Source organism: Neobacillus solisequens (assembly GCF_051233465.1).
Lineage (GTDB): Bacteria > Bacillota > Bacilli > Bacillales > Cytobacillaceae > Neobacillus.
In genome coordinates, this window is record NZ_JBKFGJ010000002.1 from 581,220 (window position 1) to 598,474 (window position 17,255).

21 protein-coding genes are annotated in these 17,255 nt (G+C 36.9%); 16 read left to right on the forward strand and 5 right to left on the reverse strand.

The features are described 5' to 3' along the window. Positions 1-22: 22 nt before the first annotated feature. Entirely contained in the window at positions 23-1,528 is a 1,506-nt protein-coding gene (locus ACI3K6_RS03365; RefSeq protein WP_435553699.1) for an aminotransferase class I/II-fold pyridoxal phosphate-dependent enzyme, read from the reverse strand. Between the two features lie 402 nt (positions 1,529-1,930). After that, complete coding sequence (locus ACI3K6_RS03370) at positions 1,931-2,386, reverse strand: OsmC family protein (RefSeq protein ID WP_435553700.1); 456 nt, start codon at positions 2,384-2,386, stop codon at positions 1,931-1,933. A 287-nt stretch (positions 2,387-2,673) separates the two neighbouring features. Here ACI3K6_RS03370 and ACI3K6_RS03375 point away from each other — a divergent pair, with 287 nt between their 5' ends. The 4 genes from ACI3K6_RS03375 (at position 2,674) to ACI3K6_RS03390 (ending at position 5,004) form a co-directional block, all read left to right on the forward strand. After that, positions 2,674-3,285, forward strand: a complete 612-nt coding sequence (locus ACI3K6_RS03375) for a TetR/AcrR family transcriptional regulator (protein ID WP_435553701.1) — start codon at positions 2,674-2,676, stop codon at positions 3,283-3,285. A gap of 105 nt (positions 3,286-3,390) precedes the next feature. Further along, positions 3,391-3,513, forward strand: coding sequence for a hypothetical protein (locus ACI3K6_RS03380; RefSeq protein WP_435553702.1), 123 nt, complete (start codon positions 3,391-3,393; stop codon positions 3,511-3,513). A gap of 148 nt (positions 3,514-3,661) precedes the next feature. Beyond that, a complete protein-coding gene (locus tag ACI3K6_RS03385) occupies positions 3,662-4,465 on the forward strand; it encodes an ElyC/SanA/YdcF family protein (RefSeq protein ID WP_435553703.1) in 804 nt (267 codons plus the stop codon). 98 nt (positions 4,466-4,563) lie between these two features. Further along, on the forward strand, positions 4,564-5,004 hold the full coding sequence (locus tag ACI3K6_RS03390; RefSeq protein WP_435553704.1) for a hypothetical protein: 441 nt from the start codon (positions 4,564-4,566) through the stop codon (positions 5,002-5,004). A 293-nt stretch (positions 5,005-5,297) separates the two neighbouring features. On the opposite strand, the gene ACI3K6_RS03395 is transcribed toward ACI3K6_RS03390, so the two are convergent. After that, positions 5,298-5,516 carry a spore germination protein gene (locus ACI3K6_RS03395; protein ID WP_335475750.1) on the reverse strand — a complete coding sequence of 73 codons (219 nt, stop codon included), beginning with the start codon at positions 5,514-5,516 and terminating at the stop codon, positions 5,298-5,300. Positions 5,517-5,687: 171 nt separating this feature from the next. Between ACI3K6_RS03395 and ACI3K6_RS03400 the strand changes: the two genes are divergently transcribed. Both ACI3K6_RS03400 and ACI3K6_RS03405 read left to right on the forward strand, forming a co-directional pair. Then, entirely contained in the window at positions 5,688-5,912 is a 225-nt protein-coding gene (locus tag ACI3K6_RS03400) for a spore germination protein (protein ID WP_435553705.1), read from the forward strand. A gap of 28 nt (positions 5,913-5,940) precedes the next feature. Then, complete coding sequence (locus ACI3K6_RS03405) at positions 5,941-6,165, forward strand: spore germination protein (RefSeq protein WP_435553706.1); 225 nt, start codon at positions 5,941-5,943, stop codon at positions 6,163-6,165. Positions 6,166-6,275: 110 nt separating this feature from the next. Here the strand turns inward: ACI3K6_RS03405 and acpP are convergent, their stop codons facing one another. Continuing rightward, complete coding sequence (acpP, locus tag ACI3K6_RS03410) at positions 6,276-6,509, reverse strand: acyl carrier protein (RefSeq protein WP_435553707.1); 234 nt, start codon at positions 6,507-6,509, stop codon at positions 6,276-6,278. 139 nt (positions 6,510-6,648) lie between these two features. On the opposite strand from acpP, the gene ACI3K6_RS03415 reads away from it, so the two are divergent. The 9 genes from ACI3K6_RS03415 to ACI3K6_RS03455 all read left to right on the forward strand — a co-directional run bounded on the left by ACI3K6_RS03415 (position 6,649) and on the right by ACI3K6_RS03455 (position 15,234). After that, on the forward strand, positions 6,649-6,969 hold the full coding sequence (locus ACI3K6_RS03415) for a hypothetical protein (RefSeq protein WP_435553708.1): 321 nt from the start codon (positions 6,649-6,651) through the stop codon (positions 6,967-6,969). A gap of 61 nt (positions 6,970-7,030) precedes the next feature. After that, the gene (locus tag ACI3K6_RS03420) at positions 7,031-7,462 is read left to right on the forward strand and encodes a DUF3995 domain-containing protein (RefSeq protein WP_435553709.1); all 432 of its coding nucleotides are present in this window, start codon (positions 7,031-7,033) and stop codon (positions 7,460-7,462) included. Between the two features lie 500 nt (positions 7,463-7,962). After that, on the forward strand, positions 7,963-8,424 hold the full coding sequence (locus ACI3K6_RS03425; RefSeq protein ID WP_435553710.1) for a hypothetical protein: 462 nt from the start codon (positions 7,963-7,965) through the stop codon (positions 8,422-8,424). Positions 8,425-8,431: 7 nt separating this feature from the next. Continuing rightward, positions 8,432-8,935 (forward strand): hypothetical protein, encoded by a 504-nt coding sequence (locus tag ACI3K6_RS03430; RefSeq protein ID WP_335475762.1) that lies wholly within the window; start codon positions 8,432-8,434, stop codon positions 8,933-8,935. 63 nt (positions 8,936-8,998) lie between these two features. Continuing rightward, positions 8,999-9,511 (forward strand): CBO0543 family protein, encoded by a 513-nt coding sequence (locus ACI3K6_RS03435; RefSeq protein ID WP_435553711.1) that lies wholly within the window; start codon positions 8,999-9,001, stop codon positions 9,509-9,511. 641 nt (positions 9,512-10,152) lie between these two features. Further along, complete coding sequence (locus ACI3K6_RS03440) at positions 10,153-11,685, forward strand: NADH dehydrogenase subunit 5 (RefSeq protein WP_435553712.1); 1,533 nt, start codon at positions 10,153-10,155, stop codon at positions 11,683-11,685. Next, the gene (locus ACI3K6_RS03445) at positions 11,682-14,288 is read left to right on the forward strand and encodes a DUF2309 domain-containing protein (protein WP_435553713.1); all 2,607 of its coding nucleotides are present in this window, start codon (positions 11,682-11,684) and stop codon (positions 14,286-14,288) included. Before ACI3K6_RS03440 ends, ACI3K6_RS03445 begins: the two co-directional genes overlap by 4 nt. A 68-nt stretch (positions 14,289-14,356) precedes the next feature. Continuing rightward, positions 14,357-14,722: a Na-translocating system protein MpsC family protein gene (locus tag ACI3K6_RS03450; protein WP_435553714.1), complete on the forward strand. Its 366-nt coding sequence runs from the start codon at positions 14,357-14,359 to the stop codon at positions 14,720-14,722. A gap of 17 nt (positions 14,723-14,739) precedes the next feature. Then, the gene (locus ACI3K6_RS03455) at positions 14,740-15,234 is read left to right on the forward strand and encodes a carbonic anhydrase (protein ID WP_435553715.1); all 495 of its coding nucleotides are present in this window, start codon (positions 14,740-14,742) and stop codon (positions 15,232-15,234) included. 60 nt (positions 15,235-15,294) lie between these two features. On the opposite strand, the gene ACI3K6_RS03460 is transcribed toward ACI3K6_RS03455, so the two are convergent. Beyond that, the gene (locus ACI3K6_RS03460; RefSeq protein WP_435553716.1) at positions 15,295-16,239 is read right to left on the reverse strand and encodes a DMT family transporter; all 945 of its coding nucleotides are present in this window, start codon (positions 16,237-16,239) and stop codon (positions 15,295-15,297) included. A gap of 117 nt (positions 16,240-16,356) precedes the next feature. On the opposite strand from ACI3K6_RS03460, the gene ACI3K6_RS03465 reads away from it, so the two are divergent. After that, positions 16,357-17,241, forward strand: coding sequence for an AraC family transcriptional regulator (locus ACI3K6_RS03465; protein ID WP_435553717.1), 885 nt, complete (start codon positions 16,357-16,359; stop codon positions 17,239-17,241). Positions 17,242-17,255: the final 14 nt, after the last annotated feature.

Here is a 17,255-nt window from a genome sequence, read left to right on the forward strand (position 1 = left end):
CTAGTAAAAAAATACCCTTTTTTTATTCAAGAACATAAAGTTCTTCTAATGAATGGTCGGATGGACTTTGGAAGTACGCTCCCATTTCGATTAATGTTTTGATCGAATGAATATGTGTCGCAGTGATTTCTTCACCAGGTGTTAAGAGTGGAATTCCAGGAGGATAGGGGATCACCATCTCTCCGCATATTTTTCCTACTGCCTTGTCAATTGCCACTTTCTTCCGAGGCATATGGAAGGCGTCACGCAACGAAACATTTTGCTTATATAACGAACCCTCTTCGATAAAGAGAACAGCTTCCCTATCTTCGTTACAAACCACCTCTTCTGTCCATGTTTCGAGTTTCTGATCAATGGCTTTAATGGCTGCCACCACTTTATCAATATTTTCTTCTTTCTCGTGTATGGAGAATAAAAAGACGATATTACGCGGATCGGTAATTTCAGCTGTACAACCTTCCTCATAGAACATATCCAGGAGCTGATAACCGGTAGCCACTTCATTCTTGCAAGAAATAATCCATTTCAATGGATCCCAACGATCAATTTCCTCACTTCCACCCCAAATGGATAAAGCCTTTAATTCTTGGTTTAAAGCTACTCTTCTTTCCTCTAGTTTTTTAACCGTTTCCTTTAATTCACTTCTTCCCTTGGTGACTAAATATCGTCTGGCAACGTCTAAGGAAGCGAGTAGTGGATAGGAGGGACTTGTCGATTGAAGCATTCCCAAGACTTGGGCGATCCGCTCTCGGGAAACAAGATTCCCTTTAACATGAAGCATAGAGGCCATTGTCATAGCTGTAAGCATTTTGTGTGTCGATTGTACAACGATATCAGCTCCTTTTGAAAGGGCAGAAGGCGGTACTTCTTCTACTTGGCCAAAATGGGCACCATGGGCTTCATCCACAATTAATGGAATGTCGTGTCTATGGCAGGTATCAGCTAAACGAGAAATATCCTTACTCATTCCATAGTAATTTGGATTTGTAATCCAAACCGCTTTAACATCCGAATGTTCCATTAGTGCTTTTTCAATAAAGGCTATATCTGAAACCATCGCCACTTTTGTTGTCGATTCTATGGCAGGTGCGATAAAAATGGGATGGGCACCTGCGAGCAGTAAACCATGGAAAACCGATTTATGCATATTCCGTTGAACAAGAATCTTGTCTCCAGGTCCACATAAGGAAAGAGCGATACTTAGATTTCCTACTGTACTCCCACCAACAAGAAAAAAAGTATAATCGGCCCCAAAGGCTTCAGCAGCTAAGTTTTGTGCGTCTGCGATAAAATCAGTTGGATGATGCAAGTCATCAATTCCGACGGATTCCGTTGTATCGAGACCAAGTATTCCTGAAAAATGACTCAGAGCGCCTTCATCAAAAACACGTCCATCTTTATGCCCAGGAACATGCATGGAGATTCGTTTACTCTTCTCATATTCACAAAGGGCATCATATAATGGTGCCTCCGTGTGGTCAAATGTTAATAGATTTGTGTTGTAAAGAGTTGTTTTTGTCGAAATCATTTTTTCATTCCCCCTGTACGTAGTACTATTTGTGGATTGCGTCCTGCTTATAGTTATTGCAAGATGTGTACCATATTTACACCATCGACCCTAAAAGCGCATGAGGACTAGTCTGAATTGATTGAATTTTCCATCTCTGCAGAAAATGAGACCTCTTCTAAGTGTGAAATGGCTTCTTAGAGCAAAAAAAGATGCCGAAAATTCGGCATCTTAGGAGGGAAGAAGTCTTGATCCATTTGGTAAAAAGACGTCACCATATTCATTTTTGGTTTTCACTATTGTCACAGTGTAATCTTTAAAACTATCGCCAAAAAACTAGCACTATTGCCGAAAATTCGGCACAAATAGAACTATTTCTTTTTAAATTCTTATATAATCTTCATTGTATGAACAACAAACCTACTAAATATGAGATTTATGATCTATTATGATTTTATTCAATTTGGTAGTAACAGGATTGGCTAGTGTATCCCCGACAGGACATCTCGATTCAATAAACTGAACAAATTTTTCAACCTTTTCTAGAGGTTCTTCTGTATCAATATGAATGTTATATCGAATTTCACTATAACCGTTACGGACATCCGATAAGCCCATAAATCCATCCGTATCAAGATCTCCTTCTAATTCAATCCAGAAGTCATTAAACGTAATGCCAAATTTATTCGCAAAACTAGCAGCACAAATAGCCTGACAAGCCCCTAAGGCACACAATACGAGCTCCACTGGATTCATCCCCGTGTCTGTTCCACCCAAACTAGGTGGTTCATCCACTGTTACTTCAAAATTCCTTGATTTCACTTTTACTTGGACACCCTTTTGCAAATGTGCGGTTGCTTTGAAAGTGGTTTGAGGCATAAAAAAATCTCCTTCCATTGAAATTAGCTTACTATTTCATTGTAAACTACTTTTTATAGGGAATATATGGATTTTTTGTGAAGGAATGAGCGGATTTCTAGATTGGTGAACACCAAATCAGCTTTTCTTTAAAAGTTCTCATGTGTCATATCGCATTTTTTTTGTTATAATAAATAAACAACGTGTTGTTTAAATTTAGTTAGATAAATAGCAATGTTCATTAGTCAGAATTGGTTTTTACAGACAGCATTTAGGAATATGTGGAGTAAAGTTTAGGAGGATAGGCCATGAGAGATTTTAATGCCGATCAGCGTGTGATTCGTACAAAACAATCAATAAAAGATGCGCTTATGGAGTTAATTGAGGAAAAAGGATTCGAATCCATTACGGTAAAGGACATTACAAATAGAGCAAAAATCAATCGAGGGACTTTTTATATCCATTATCAAGATAAATTTGATTTAATGACGAAGTGTCAGGAAGAATTTATGCTTGAAATGTCTACTATTGCTAAACTGAACTTTCCTAGTGTGGTGGAAGAGCTTGGGCACAACCCTACAGGCACAAGGCCACTTGCTATGATTACTTTAATTATTGAATTTATAAATAAAAATAGAAAATTTATGAAAGCCATGCTGGGACCAAAAGGAGACTTATCTTTCGCAACAAACCTAAAAAACTTCATGTGGAATACGTTGTTTCATAAGGAACATCTTATTAAAAAAGAAAATTTACTTGTCCCAGAAGAATATTTAGTTTCTTATATTGCTTCTGCCCATATAGGTGTCATTCAGCAATGGTTGGTGAAGGAGGGGAAAGAAACCCCTGAGGAAATAGCTCGAATCCTATCAACCATTACGGTCAATGGACCCTTTTTTGCGGCTGGTTTGAAAAAGTAATTTTTTGATCCTATTGTTAAAAAAGATCGAATGCATAGTAACCACATTAAAGAAAAACAATAATACTATCTTCATTACAATTTCATTAGGTGGTGTGTTGTTAATATGGCGAAAAATAAAAATAGAAAATCCGAAAATAATCCAGCTCTCATGAAGACTGATGTTGAATTTGCCACTAGTGGTTTTGAAAAAAAGGCCATGCAGGCACAAGAACGAAAAAAGAAGTAAACCTAAGTGATATATGAATGTAAAGAACAGAGTGACGATTCTTCGATGATGAAGGATCGCTTTTTTTATTTTTCTGTTCCATTTAAAGGTTGAGGGGAACCTTTGTTATAATTGGTTTTAAAACTCGTATTTTATTCGGAGGCATTACATGGATTTAAATAAGATGGCAGAAAACATCAATATATTAAGTGACTTTCTTGGAATGAGGGATATTGAAACTTTATCAAGAAATGCTTTAGAAGAAAAATACCAAGTTTCCCAAACCGATTTACTCATTTTATTTGGAGGAAGTATCGCCTACGGCTGTGACGTAGTGGGGGAAGCCATAACAAATCATATTGCCAAAAATTTTATGATTGTTGGAGGAGAAGGACATACGACAGAAAGTTTACGTCAAGAAATGCATAAGGCCTATCCCGAAATAGTAACCGTTGGGAAAACAGAAGCAGATCTAATGAGTGATTATATAAAATGGAAATACAATATTAACAACATTTTGATTGAGCGTCATTCCACTAATTGTGGAAATAACGTTACCTACGCGTTAGAGGTTATGAGTCAAAATCATCTTTCCCCAAACAATATGATCGTAGTTCAAGACTCAACGATGCAACGTAGAATGGATGCTGTTTTTCGTAAATATCTTCAAGATTCAAAGGTTACAGTCATAAATTTTGCTTCGTATAAGGTTAAAGTGAAAGTTAAAAGTGAAAAATTAGTTATTGAACCAACAGGTATTTGGGGTATGTGGGGTGTAGAACGATATATTTCCTTATTGATGGGAGAAATTCCACGATTATTAGATGATTCAAATGGCTACGGCCCTAACGGAAAAAATTATATTGCACACGTCGATCTTCCTTTGAAAGTATTGAAAGCATTTGAAGAGTTAAAAATCGAATATGCAGATTTAGTGAGAGTGGCAAATCCACTTTACGCCTCAAAGCGATAATAATGCCTTTCTTGGAAAGAATGGTGTTTTTAATGTATAAATTTATAGATAACTTTGTACACTAAATTTATCCACATTTCGAATAAGGAACTGATGATATGATCCAAGATAAGGTATTAAAAATTGGTTTATTGGGAGTTATGTCAACCATTCCAGGTGAGATCACGTCAAGGATCTTTGTTTACTTTGGCTTTGGCAAGTATGGTATTTTTGAATTAGCAAGTCTTGTTATAACATTTAACAGGCCTGAATTAATCATAGGAATCATTGTAGATTTTTTAGTAGGTAGTCTTTTTTCCATCTTACTTTACTTCCTATATGAAAAGTTGGGTTTAAACTATTTAGTAATAAAAACTGCATTTTGCAGCTTACTGGCTTGGTTGTTTTGCGAACTTTTATTTACAGCAACAGTGGAAGGTAAATATATCCCTATTCGACCTATCAATGACTATTATTCCCATATTGTCAGTGCATTCATTTTTGGAATTACATTAGGATTGTTGCTAAATAAATTTGGTTTTAAAAAGGTTAATTCCTGATAAGTTAAACCGCTTTAAAACACTCTTTAAGTTATCTTTAAAAATGTAATTTGTTCCAGTATCTTATAGAACATATTTAAAAGATCCAACAGTGAGCAATAAGTTACATTAATTTATCGCATTTTTCTTTTTCAACGAGATAAATGGTGAATTGTTGTTCTTAAACACTAAGTATTCAAAAAACAGAAAGGGCTTTATGTATCAACACTTAATCATTTTTTTACAAAAAAAACCGAATTCCTGTTCACTAACAGGTTCCGGCTCTACTTCATGCACTATTTTTTTCTCCTATTTTAGATATTGCCACTTATTGGTTGATCAAGGAAATCATTTGCAATCGTATTCGTTAAATTTGTACCAGTAAAAGTAAAAGAGAAAAGGGCAGTGTTGTTGGAACCTCCACCATAGGCAGCCTTTGAAGCGCCTTTGGGAGAAATAACTAGGGCACCGTCAAAATTGACAACCCCTCCTGTAATTTCCCCTATATCAATTTTACCTCGGTCAAATGCCATTTTAGTCAACTTCCTTTACCCATTTATACAATAAAGTATGTCTATTAGGTTTATTATGTTCCATGATATCTATTGTTTTTGGTAGTAACATTAAAGAAGAACAAGAGCAAGAACAAGAACAGGGCTAAAAGCATATATTGAAATTAAACTTAACTGAAAGGATACCTACCAATGCCTGCAAATATTTTTGGATCCATACAAATTACCACCATCAGTGCAAGTGGTGTAGTGGAGTTTGGTGATAGCTTAGTTGTTTCACCAAAAATTGCATCTAAGACTCTTGCGGGAGCAGGAGCATTTAACACTGCATTTTTGGCTATGACAAATACAGCTATAAGCAGTACAAATTATATTGACCCCAATGTAATTGATCAGCCGATTGCTGGAAATATTTAAAATATTGATAAATGAGAGGTTGTTACTAATGCCTGTAAATATTTGTGGACCCATACAAATTGATAACGTCACGACATTTGCTATTGTCAAATTCGGTGATAGCTTAGTTTTAACACCTAAGAATATGTCAAAGGGGTATGCTGGCTCCGGAGCATATAATATAGGGGGAACAGCAATAGTAAATACTGGTGCAAATTCTACAAATTATCTCAATCCTAAAGAAATTGATCAGTTGATTGCTGATAATAATTAAAAAGATTTTCATATTTTTTTAAATTGAAAAAAATCCACCCAGTAAGGTGGATTTTTCATTTACTTAAGAAAACAGAAGGCTAATGTGTTGTGTTCAACCCAGTGGTCCATTTATTTGCTACGATTTTCAATAAACGCAACAACATCTCCAACTGTTTGAAGAGAGGCGGCCACTTTTTCGCTGATTTCAATTGCGAATTCATCTTCAATTTCCATGGTCAGGTTCACCATATCAAGTGAATCAGCCTCAAAGTCTTCCTTGAATGAAGCATCCAGTCTAATATTTTCCATTTTCACACCGAGTTGGTCTGCAATAATTGGCTTTAATTTTTCAAATGTAGTCATTGCTGCATCCTCCCAAATCTATCATAAGCAACATTATACCAATCAATCCCGAACAGGTAAAACGGGAAAATATTACCAACTTTTTTTATCGCAAGGAGAGAAGTGAGTACATTAGCCATAAAGTTAGTGAAGGAATAGTATGAAAGATACCGAATGTATAATATTTAATAATTGGTATAAAAAACCCGCCATTTTTCTGGAGAGTTCATTTCCTTTTTACATTTATATACATATCAATGAAAAGTACAAAATCAACCGTGTTGTTGAGCAGAACTTACATCATATAAATAGCAAAAGAACACTTTTTCAAGGTGGGGGTGAAGGTATTGAGTATAGCTGTTTGGGTGGCAATTGGTGTTGGAATAGCAGCTGCAATAGGTTTATTGGGAAAACCAAAAAAGAAAAAATAAATTCGTACTTTCGTGCATCGAGGATTGCTGCTGGAAAACCAGCAAAATAATAAAAATACATGCCAGATTATTACCTGGTTAGGAACCTATTATGTGGATTGAGGTGCCGTGATGGTTGGATTGATGATTGCAGGCTCTGCCATTCTATTGATTGGAATCGGCTGCTTACATGTTTACTGGGCGTTCGGGGGTTCATGGGGCAGTAACCATATTATTCCCAAAAGTGCTAAGTTGGAACATCCAATTTTTGCTCCCGGTAAATTTGTCACGCTGTTTGTCTCGTTTCTGTTATTTTTGGCAGCAGGACTCCTGATTTTGCAAGGAGGGCTATTCAAGTTTGTTTATCCGAACATACTAGTTAATGCTGGATGTTGGGCATGTATGATTGTCTTTGGTTTAAGAGTAGTTGGAGATTTCAAGTACTTCGGTTTGTTCAAAAAAGTCCGGCACACCCTTTTCTCTTGCTATGATACTTATTTATTTATGCCCATTTGCGCGTGGTTTTGTTTTATCTTTTATGTAGCCATTCAAATAGGGAGATGAAACGGTCACGATTACTGATCTTATTCATAAGGGCTTTACTCAAGTATATATAGTCTATTAAAATAGCCAATATATATGTTAAATCAAATTTGAGGTTAGGAATGAAAGTATATAGACTAAAAAAGAAATTCAACGAGTTTAAAAGAGGAACACAATTTTACTTAATCAGTGAATCCGAATTTATTGGGGTTAAGGAATTTGTTTTGAGAACGCAAGATTTATCCAATAGAATTTCAATTAGTGAAAGCGAACTTAAGAACCATTTTATTTTTGTAAAAGAAATTTTTTAACACAACAAATAGACCGTACGACTGAAAAGAAGTCAGGTACCCTTTGGCGTTGATTCCATGAAGAAGAATCAACGTTTTTTTGTACAAATATAAGCAACGTGGGGGAAGTTTTTGAAAAAAGGAAGTGTAGCATTTACGTAAAATAGTAAATTTATTATGGCTATTGGAAATAATATGTGTATTGTAAAATTTTTCCTGAGGATGATTACCATGTCCATTGCTATTCTAGCCTTAATAGGTTGGTTTGTGCTGATTGTATTCGCAATTGTTCCAAAAGGGGTAACGCTGATCGATATGGTTTTTTTATACTTCCTTATCGAAATAGTAACGATTACCATATTCACCATACTGGATGTTAATTTACAATGGGTTCCACTGACACGAAGTGTAGAAGGATCCTTTGCCATGTATATCTGTCGTATGATCGTGATCCCTTTCCAGATTCTATTATCAGTATGTGTGCTCCATTCTGGTTTGAGAGCAAAATGGCGCTGGATAGTAACTTTGGCCATCGTTTTATTCTTATGCATGGCAGATCGGGTTTATTTGTGGGCTGGTCTGATTACTTACCGACGATGGAATGAAATCTATTCTGCTCTCATGTATATGGTATTTATAGTCTTAATTTGGTGGATTGCCAGATGGTTTCGTGGACTAGATAAGGAGAGTTAATCAAACCATGAATATAATTCGTTATGTTAATCATTTTAATGCGAACGAGTGGTTTATCGTTGCTTCACTGTGCGTTGGAACCATCGTGGTGTTACTTCTACCCAAACGTTTTACAAAAAAGGAAACCGCCGTTTACCTCATGTGTGGCATGTTTTTTGGATTTTTTTTCGATCACACATTAAGTGTATTGCCGGTTAGTTTCTATGTTATAAATGATAGGGGTTCCTTTGAACTAATGGATTTTTTATCCCATGTGATTTACGCACCATACAGTTATCTTTTCTTTTATCTATATGATTTCTTCCGCATAAAACCCCATTTTTCTTTAGTGTACATCTTAGTGTGGGCCTTTTTGAGTGTCGGGTTTGAGCGATTTAGTGTGATCATCGGGATCTTTCGTTATCAACATGGATATAACATCTATTATTCTTTTGTCATATATTTACTGGTGATCAGTTTTTGGGTGTTATTTTTTAGGATTATGAAAGCATACGGAGAAAAACAATATTAGATATAATCCAAATGGTTAAAAATTACCATTTATGGAAAACTACCCTTAGGGTAGGTGTTTAGTATGGTTGCCATTATCCTTTCAATATCGTGGATAATCATTGCTTTAAAGTATGGAGATCGTGATTGGAGAAAATATTATCCTTCTATGTTATTTGCTGCTCTTGGAAACGCTCTATATGAGGTACTTTGTTTTAAGTATCAATTGTGGAAAATGGAGCCTAATGGATTGGCATACTCCATGATTCCCATGTTATTGCTCATACAAATAGGTATGCCATTATCAACCTGGGTTTTTTTATCTAAGTACCTGTTTAAACAAAATATTTACAAGCAGTGTATATACGTTTCATTTTTTATAGGAGTATTCATTGTTTTAGAATATGTTTCGGTCAAATTTGGTTCCATAACTTATCATCACGGATGGAATCTTGGGTGGTCTTTTTTATTTGTAATCGTCATGTTTTTGATTATAAGATTGCATTTTACACGCCCCATTACGGCCATTATATGCTCAATTCCATTTGTCCTTTTATTATGTATCATTTTCGATGTTACCTTGAATAAAATGAAATAACATTCAAAAACAGACCTATAAATTGAGAAAAATAAACAATCATAAGATTGCAAACTTGACAAAATGTTTTACAAATTGTAATATTTACATCGTAAATAAATGATTAATGATTTTTGAAAATATAGAAGCCTTTAGCAGAAAGTTAATAATTTTTTATTGGCTTTATGAAAAAGAAATCTATAGAAAATAGAAATCATACATAGACCCTAATATTAGAGGATCAATTCATAAAAGGTAGACTATTTAAAAGCCCATTTAGGCAGTTAAAAGTAAACCGGCAATGTTCAAGTTTAATGGTTTTCACATGACCATTATATTGAGATTGCCGGTTTTTTTATTTTTGGCTGTGTTAAAGAACAGTGTTGATTTTTTACACTCTGTTGATTGGAGCGGAAGGTGCGAAGACTCCTGTGGGAGTACGGTTCTGGAGAGACCCCGCAGGCGCAAGTGCCGAGGAGGCTCGCCGAAACGCCCACGGAAAGCGAAGCACCTGGAGCGCAAATCAATAGCCCAGTTTAACAGAGCCTTATTTTTAAGAACCAATTAGACTATTTCAGCAGAAAAAATCTGTATTGAAGTTTAAGAGATACAAATAATTTACTATGTTCATTTAGTATTCATTTTTTATGGGGGAGAGCTTGATGTTTCATTTTTTTGAGCATATTTCATTGCCGACTGTATTTTTTTTCGTGATGGCACTTTCTTTTCTAAGTGGGATCTTCGTGTTATACAAAAAGATTCCTTTGCATTTCATTCGTATTCACATAGGTTTTATTTCATTAGCTCCGATTGTCGCTTTGTTAGGTCTGATTACTAACAATGGAAATGTTATGTTTGGTCCTTGGCGTTTTGATTCTCGGTCATGGCTTATAGCCCTATTTGTTTTAACCATCGGCTTAATTGTACAACGATTTTCCATTCGTTATTTATATGGTGACCGTTCTTACCGGAAATATTTTACCCTGATGACCATCACTACCTCTGCAGACACTCTGACCTGGATAAGTAATGATCTTCGCATTTTGTTGTTCTGTTGGGGGATAACACTTTTAGGATTAACCTGGCTAATTAGATTAAATAAGGAGTGGCAGGTGTCGAGAAAAGCGGCAGCCATGACTGGGCGATTATTTTTACTCAGCTGGATCATCTTAGCGGTGACCATCATTTGGATTACACAAGCTACAGGACATTGGCAGCTTTCAAATGTACTAGCGAAAAACAATCTGGCTCAACTTCCTTCAGGGGAGAAGACCTGTATGAACCTCTTATTGATGGTAGCAATGATCATTCCGTCAGCCCAGTTTCCTTTTCAACGCTGGCTGTTAAACTCAGTTGTTGCACCAACTCCTATTTCAGCTGTCATGCATGCAGGGATCGTGAATGCAGGTGGTCTCCTGTTGACTAGTTTCGCACCGCTATTCAGCGGGAGTTCAGCACAAATGATTCTTCTGATACTGTCCAGTATCTCCGTGCTTCTAGGAACAGGAATTATGCTGGTCCAAGTAGACTATAAACGGCAACTGGTTGGCTCAACCATGGCCCAGATGGGGTTCATGTTGATTCAGTGTGCATTAGGTGCCTATCTGGCAGCAATTATTCATGCGATTTTACACGGTTTATTCAAAGCGAGCCTTTTCTTACAGGCGGGTTCTGCCATTCAATACAAGAAGTCATTTACCTTCAAAGACCGGCCACTGTCCTTTTCGTGGCTTATGACTGGAGGGATTTTGGGTTTCTTAACAGGGATTGGTTATTGGCTTGTCTCTCATGGAGGGGGTTATCAATTGGTAAGTACTTTCATTTTAGGGTGGTCCGTGGCATTTGCCTGGATCGGACTCGTGGCGTTTGGAAACGGTCGTGTTAGTAAAATGGCTGGACTAATTTCGCTAGTTGGAGCGGCAATAATGTTCCATTTCATCCATACGGTATTAGATCGTTTGTTAGATAAAACAGTGATGAATGGAAGTCAACCACATGCCTATGCAGCCATTTTGATCCTGTTGATCATTGGCGGAAGTTCTCTTTGTATATGGATCGCACGAAGTCGTTCCTCGAAGCTTTTTACAGTCATTTATCTATGGCTCGTACATTTAGGTGAGCCTCACAAAGATTTAGTTGAAAGCCATCCACAATATTTGGCAAAATCCTTATCTAATAGGAGGTCGTTTGGATGACAACCATATTAGCTAAACCATTAAATGGGGAAAAGCATGATGAAGATCTTGAAATTTATGATTTGGTGAAGTCAGCGAGCAAAGTTATTTCACCTCTTGGTCCTATTAGCAAGTTTGCAGCTCGCAGTCCCTGGGCGGGTTTAGAGGGGCATACATTTGAAGAGATCGCGCGTCGTTTCCAAGATATTTTTGATATAGTACTATTACCCAATGATTCTATGCTGCAGACTGCTCGGAATCAAGGAGAAATAGATTTAAATTTTTTAGAAAAAGGCCTAAAGCAATGGCTAGATACACAGTCTCTCAAATTACCTGACGAAACTACTATAAAGTTTTGCCTAGCTGGACTGTTACAGGATAAGCCGTCTCCTAATTGGGAAGTAATTCCCGAAGTAAAAAGTATGGCAAAGACATTGAATCGCTTTAAGTCTGAAATGAAGACAAATCAACACGTTCAAACCCTTAGTCAGCGTTTTGATCGGATTTGGGAACAGGAGATTTCTCGGGATCTGAACACCCATATGATTAAGTGGTGTAAATTATTTTTGGATGAATCTCAAGCTGTTTGGTCGATGCCCAATCGCGAGGAAGGTTTTTATCAAGCATGGCGGAAAATGGTTTCCTTTGATCCAGCAATACGTTCGGATGCACGAAAGCAGCTTAATAAATTGCCTAATAAAGCGGATATTGCCTTACGTGTAGCCTTAACTCAATTGGAAATACCAGATTCAGAGATTCAGGAATACCTGGAAGCCCATTTACTTGCCTTGCCAGGATGGGCAGGAATGATGCTATGGCGTACCCAGCAACAAACAGGGGAACATTCATTACTCTTTGACTATTTAGCCATACGAATTTCCATGGAGCTTGTACTGATGAAGCCATATCTTCCTTTTCCCAAGGAAAACAAGGTGGATGAAGGGTTCATAGAATCATTAATCGTTGCCTGGCAACAATGGGGAGACCTTCCAATCCAAGCATGGTCACAAATGCCTTTTGAAGAACAAAAAGCTCGTTTGACCCTTGCATGGCGATTTGATAAGATAATCCGCAATAGACTTTGGATGGAAGCTTGGGAAAGAACATATGAAGATCAATTAATGAACAAAATCATTGGACAGCCAAATTCGACGCAGAAAAAGACTGCCTTGGCTCAATTTGTGTTTTGTATTGATGTACGGTCTGAACCGTTTCGCCGCAGGCTGGAAAAAGAAGTTGATTTTGAAACCTTTGGAACAGCCGGTTTTTTTGGTTTGCCGATTGAAACCAGCAAACTAGAAAATGACCATAGTCATAGTTCCTTACCCGTTATATTAAAACCAAAATTCAAAGTAAATGAAATGTTGCCAGAAACTCAATACAATCAATTTAACCAACGGTTGCAGGCAGTCCAATCACTTAAAAATACATTTAAAACGATGAAACACAACTTGATTGCTAGTCTTTTATTGCCGGAGATCAGTGGACCGTGGCTTAGTGTGCAAACGCTGACCCGCAGTTTTATGCCAAGGAGTAGGGGACGCCTTTCCAAGAAACTTCTTAACAAATGGTTAAGGAAACCTGATGCAGATTTAACACTTGACCGGGTTCGGATGGTAAATTCAGAGTTACCAGTTGGTTTTTTTGATGAGGAAAAGGTGCAATACGTGGAACAGGCTTTAAAAATGATAGGACTGACCGATCATTTCGCTCCTTTCGTGGTGATTTGCGGGCACGGCAGCAGAAGTACAAATAACCCATATGCTGCTTCTCTAGACTGCGGGGCATGCGGCGGAGCATCAAGTGCTTTTAATGCGAGAGTGCTCGCCACTTTATGTAACCTTCCAACTGTAAGAAAATCACTTCAGGAAAAGGGAATGACGATTCCGGATCATACAATTTTTGCAGCTGCAGAGCATATTACAACGGTTGATGAATTAGAATGGGTCTATTTGCCCCAACTTTCAGATGCAGCTGAAGCAGCATTTGCTCACATTCAAAAGGTACTGCCAAAAGTCAGGGAAGAAGTAACGGCTGAGAGAATTGGGAAATTGCCTACTCTTAAGGCTACCTTCAAAAACCCTAATGCTGAAGCAGAGCGTCTTTCAGAGGACTGGAGTGAGGTTCGTCCAGAATGGGGATTGGCAGGAAATGCGGCGTTTGTGATCGGAGACCGCAGTCTGACTCGGCAACAGAATCTAGAGGGGAGAGTTTTCCTTCATAATTATGATTGGAAAAAGGATAAGAATGGTTCTCTTCTTGCCAACATTATATCTGGGCCGGCGACGGTCTGTCAGTGGATTAACCTGCAATATTATGCTTCAACCGTTGCGCCACATTATTATGGTAGTGGAAACAAGGCAACCCAAACCGTGACCTCAGGATATGGAGTCATGCAGGGAAATGCGAGTGATTTATTAACAGGACTTCCCTGGCAGTCGGTCATGCAATCGGATCAAGAGGGCTATCATTCACCTCTAAGGCTGCTGGTCGTGATTCAAGCACCAAAAGAATACGTTGAACGATTGTTAAATCATGATCAGGCATTCCAACAAAAAGTGAAAAACGGATGGCTTAAGCTTGCATCCATTGATCCAGAAGGTAACTGGAAGCATTGGTCTTAACTATGTTTTTGATAGAATTCTATATAAAGATAGGTAGTAAATAAAATTAAGAAGGGATAGGGGTTCGTTTGGATAAATCAAAGGGTCAACTGGAGGCCGAAGTCAGTAAAGCGTTAACTCAATGGGAGAAAAGTTATCTTGGGAGAGGTTCTATATCTGTTAAGTCAGATATCTTACGCGATATGATCATTGTTACCTTGACTGGAATTTTAACCCCGGCTGAATATGCACTATGTAAGGATAAAGAGGGATTGTTATCTATAAAGAATACCCGAAACAGTCTAGTCGAAACCGGGCAAGAACAATTAAAGGAAATTATTTTTTCACTCACCGGTCAGGAAGTAACAAGTTTTCATACCGATATCAGTACCCAGACTGGTGAAAGGTTCATGGTCTTTAAACTTTCAGGTGATTTAGAAAAATTATTGTCTTAAAAAATGGGGTGGATGAAATGAATATGGATGAAAAGAAAAAGGTGTTGTTTGTGATTGGAATGGATCAAAATCCAGAACGAATCATTAAAAAATTTACTAGTCATCAATCGAATAGTATAACCTTGCCATATTATGGACCAACCATTTTACCGTTCGGAGAATTAATGCGAGACATTATCATCGCAGTTTACCAGGAAAATGTCGAAGAAATATTTGTTACCTTATCAAAGGATAACCGAAAAAAAGATAAAGAGATTTATCATAAATTAGCTGAACATGAAGGTTTCCAAGAGAAACTGCAAACATTAGATTATTTATTTCATCATTGTATGCCGGAATTTCCTAATGTCAGCATCCAAGAATGGCTGGAAGGAAACACTACATCACCGAATAAAATGGATACTATTGTTAATGTAATTCGGAAACATCCGTTAATGCCTGAAAATGTAAAGGTTACAGAAATTATCATAGAGAATGATCATCCATCAGAAATTACATCTTTAACCAGCTAACTTCAACAAAAAGAGCCTAATATGGTGAACTATTCCATATGGTTCAAAAAACCCCTTAAATTAACTCACTTTAAGGGGCTTTATATTTTTATGAATTTGGTTATGTTTTGAAGATTGTCCTTTATTCAAGGCCACCAATAAGATCATCCCAAAGATACAAGCTGTTCCAACCCATTGGAAAAAACCATAGGGTTCTTTTAACCAAAAGACTGTTGTTACAACAGCAGCTAGTGGCTCTATGCTCCCTAAAATGCTTGATTCTTTAGGTTCCAACTTTTTTAAACTTTCTATATAGAACCAAAAGGCAATCATCGTACCAAAAATAATAATGAAAACTAAATATAAATAAGCTTCTATTGTTAAGCTTGTATAGTCCATTTGCCATGGCGGACGGATAAAACTTAATGCAATACTACCAATTATCATAGCCCACCCAACAATGACAAGGGAATCATATTCCTTTAGTAATGGAACGGCATAAAGAGTATAAAATGCTAAAGCTATTGCAGATAATACCCCCCAAACAACTGCAACTGTAGGCACAGATAATTGAGAGATTGTTCCGTTTGTAAGCAAGAGAAAACAACCAATTAAAGCCAGAGAAACAGTCATCATATCCCTTTTTGTTGGAACCGTTTGTTTGCGGAAAATGAAGTATACGATAATCATGACTGGTGCTAAATACTGTAATAGAGTGGCAACCGCAGCATTTCCATGTTCAATGGAAGCCATATAGGTGTATTGAACACCAAGCATACCGATTAACCCGAAGATCATCAATTGAATGGCTATCTTTCGAGTTTTCCAAACACCAAGGATCTGAGAACGGTCCTTTGTAAAAAATTGAACGGTTAGTAGCAAACAACCAGATACTAGTAATCGAATCGTTACAAGCCAATTTACATCAATGTGATCCTGTTGAAATAGTTTTTTGGCAACTGTTCCCCCAATCCCCCAAAATACTGCTCCCGTTAGAACAAGAAATATTCCCTTTAGTCTTTCCATAATTGATTCTCACCCTTAAATATAAAAATAGTGTTATGATGTATAGAATGATAAATCAATAACGGCTGAAAGTATACCTGAATTGAATGAAAAAGTATAAGTATATTGAGGTGCTACATGCAAATAAAAAATTTTATGATTGACCAAAGTTTAAAGGAGTTAACGGAACATCGTACAGTTTTGTTACCGATAGCTTGTTACGAAACTACGATTAACCAAAATATACATCAATATATACCACTTCATTGGCACGATGAATTTCAGTTTGTTCATGTTATAAAAGGAGAAGCTATTTTTCAAATAAATGAAGAAAGTATAACGGTACAAAGAGGCGAGGGGCTGTTTATTAATAGCGGTTGTCTGCACATGGCAAAGGATAAGAATCATTCAGGATGTATCTATATTTGTTTAAATGTTTCACCACAATTCGTTCTATCCCAAGAACTTTACACAACCTATGTAAATCCCTATATTCAAGCGACTAATTTACCTTACTTACACTTAGATTCGAAGGAAATTTGGGAGAAAAACATTTTAGAGGCTATCTTAAACATCAATCAATTGATCCAACAAAAGCCATCATATTATGAAATGGACATCACTATTCAGTTAACATTAATTTGGAGAAACTTGGTTGAAAATGGATTCCAATTAAAGTTCGAACAATCAGAAATGGTGAAGAGTCAACGAATGAAGCAGATGTTAAATTGGATACACCTACACTATGCTGAGAAAATCCTTTTAGAGGATATTGCAAAAGCGGGCCATTTAAGCCGCTCCGAATGCTGTCGCTATTTTAAACGAATTTTAAAGAAAACACCTCTTCATTATGTAACGGATTATCGGATTCAAAAAAGTTTACTATTACTTCAACAACCAGAATCCAATGTCACAGATGTAGCTTATCAAGTAGGGTTTAACAGCACGAGTTATTTCATTGAAACATTTCGAAAGTCAATGAGCATGACACCCTTAGCATACAAAAAATCCAGAAGCAAATAATAGTTTTTTTGCTA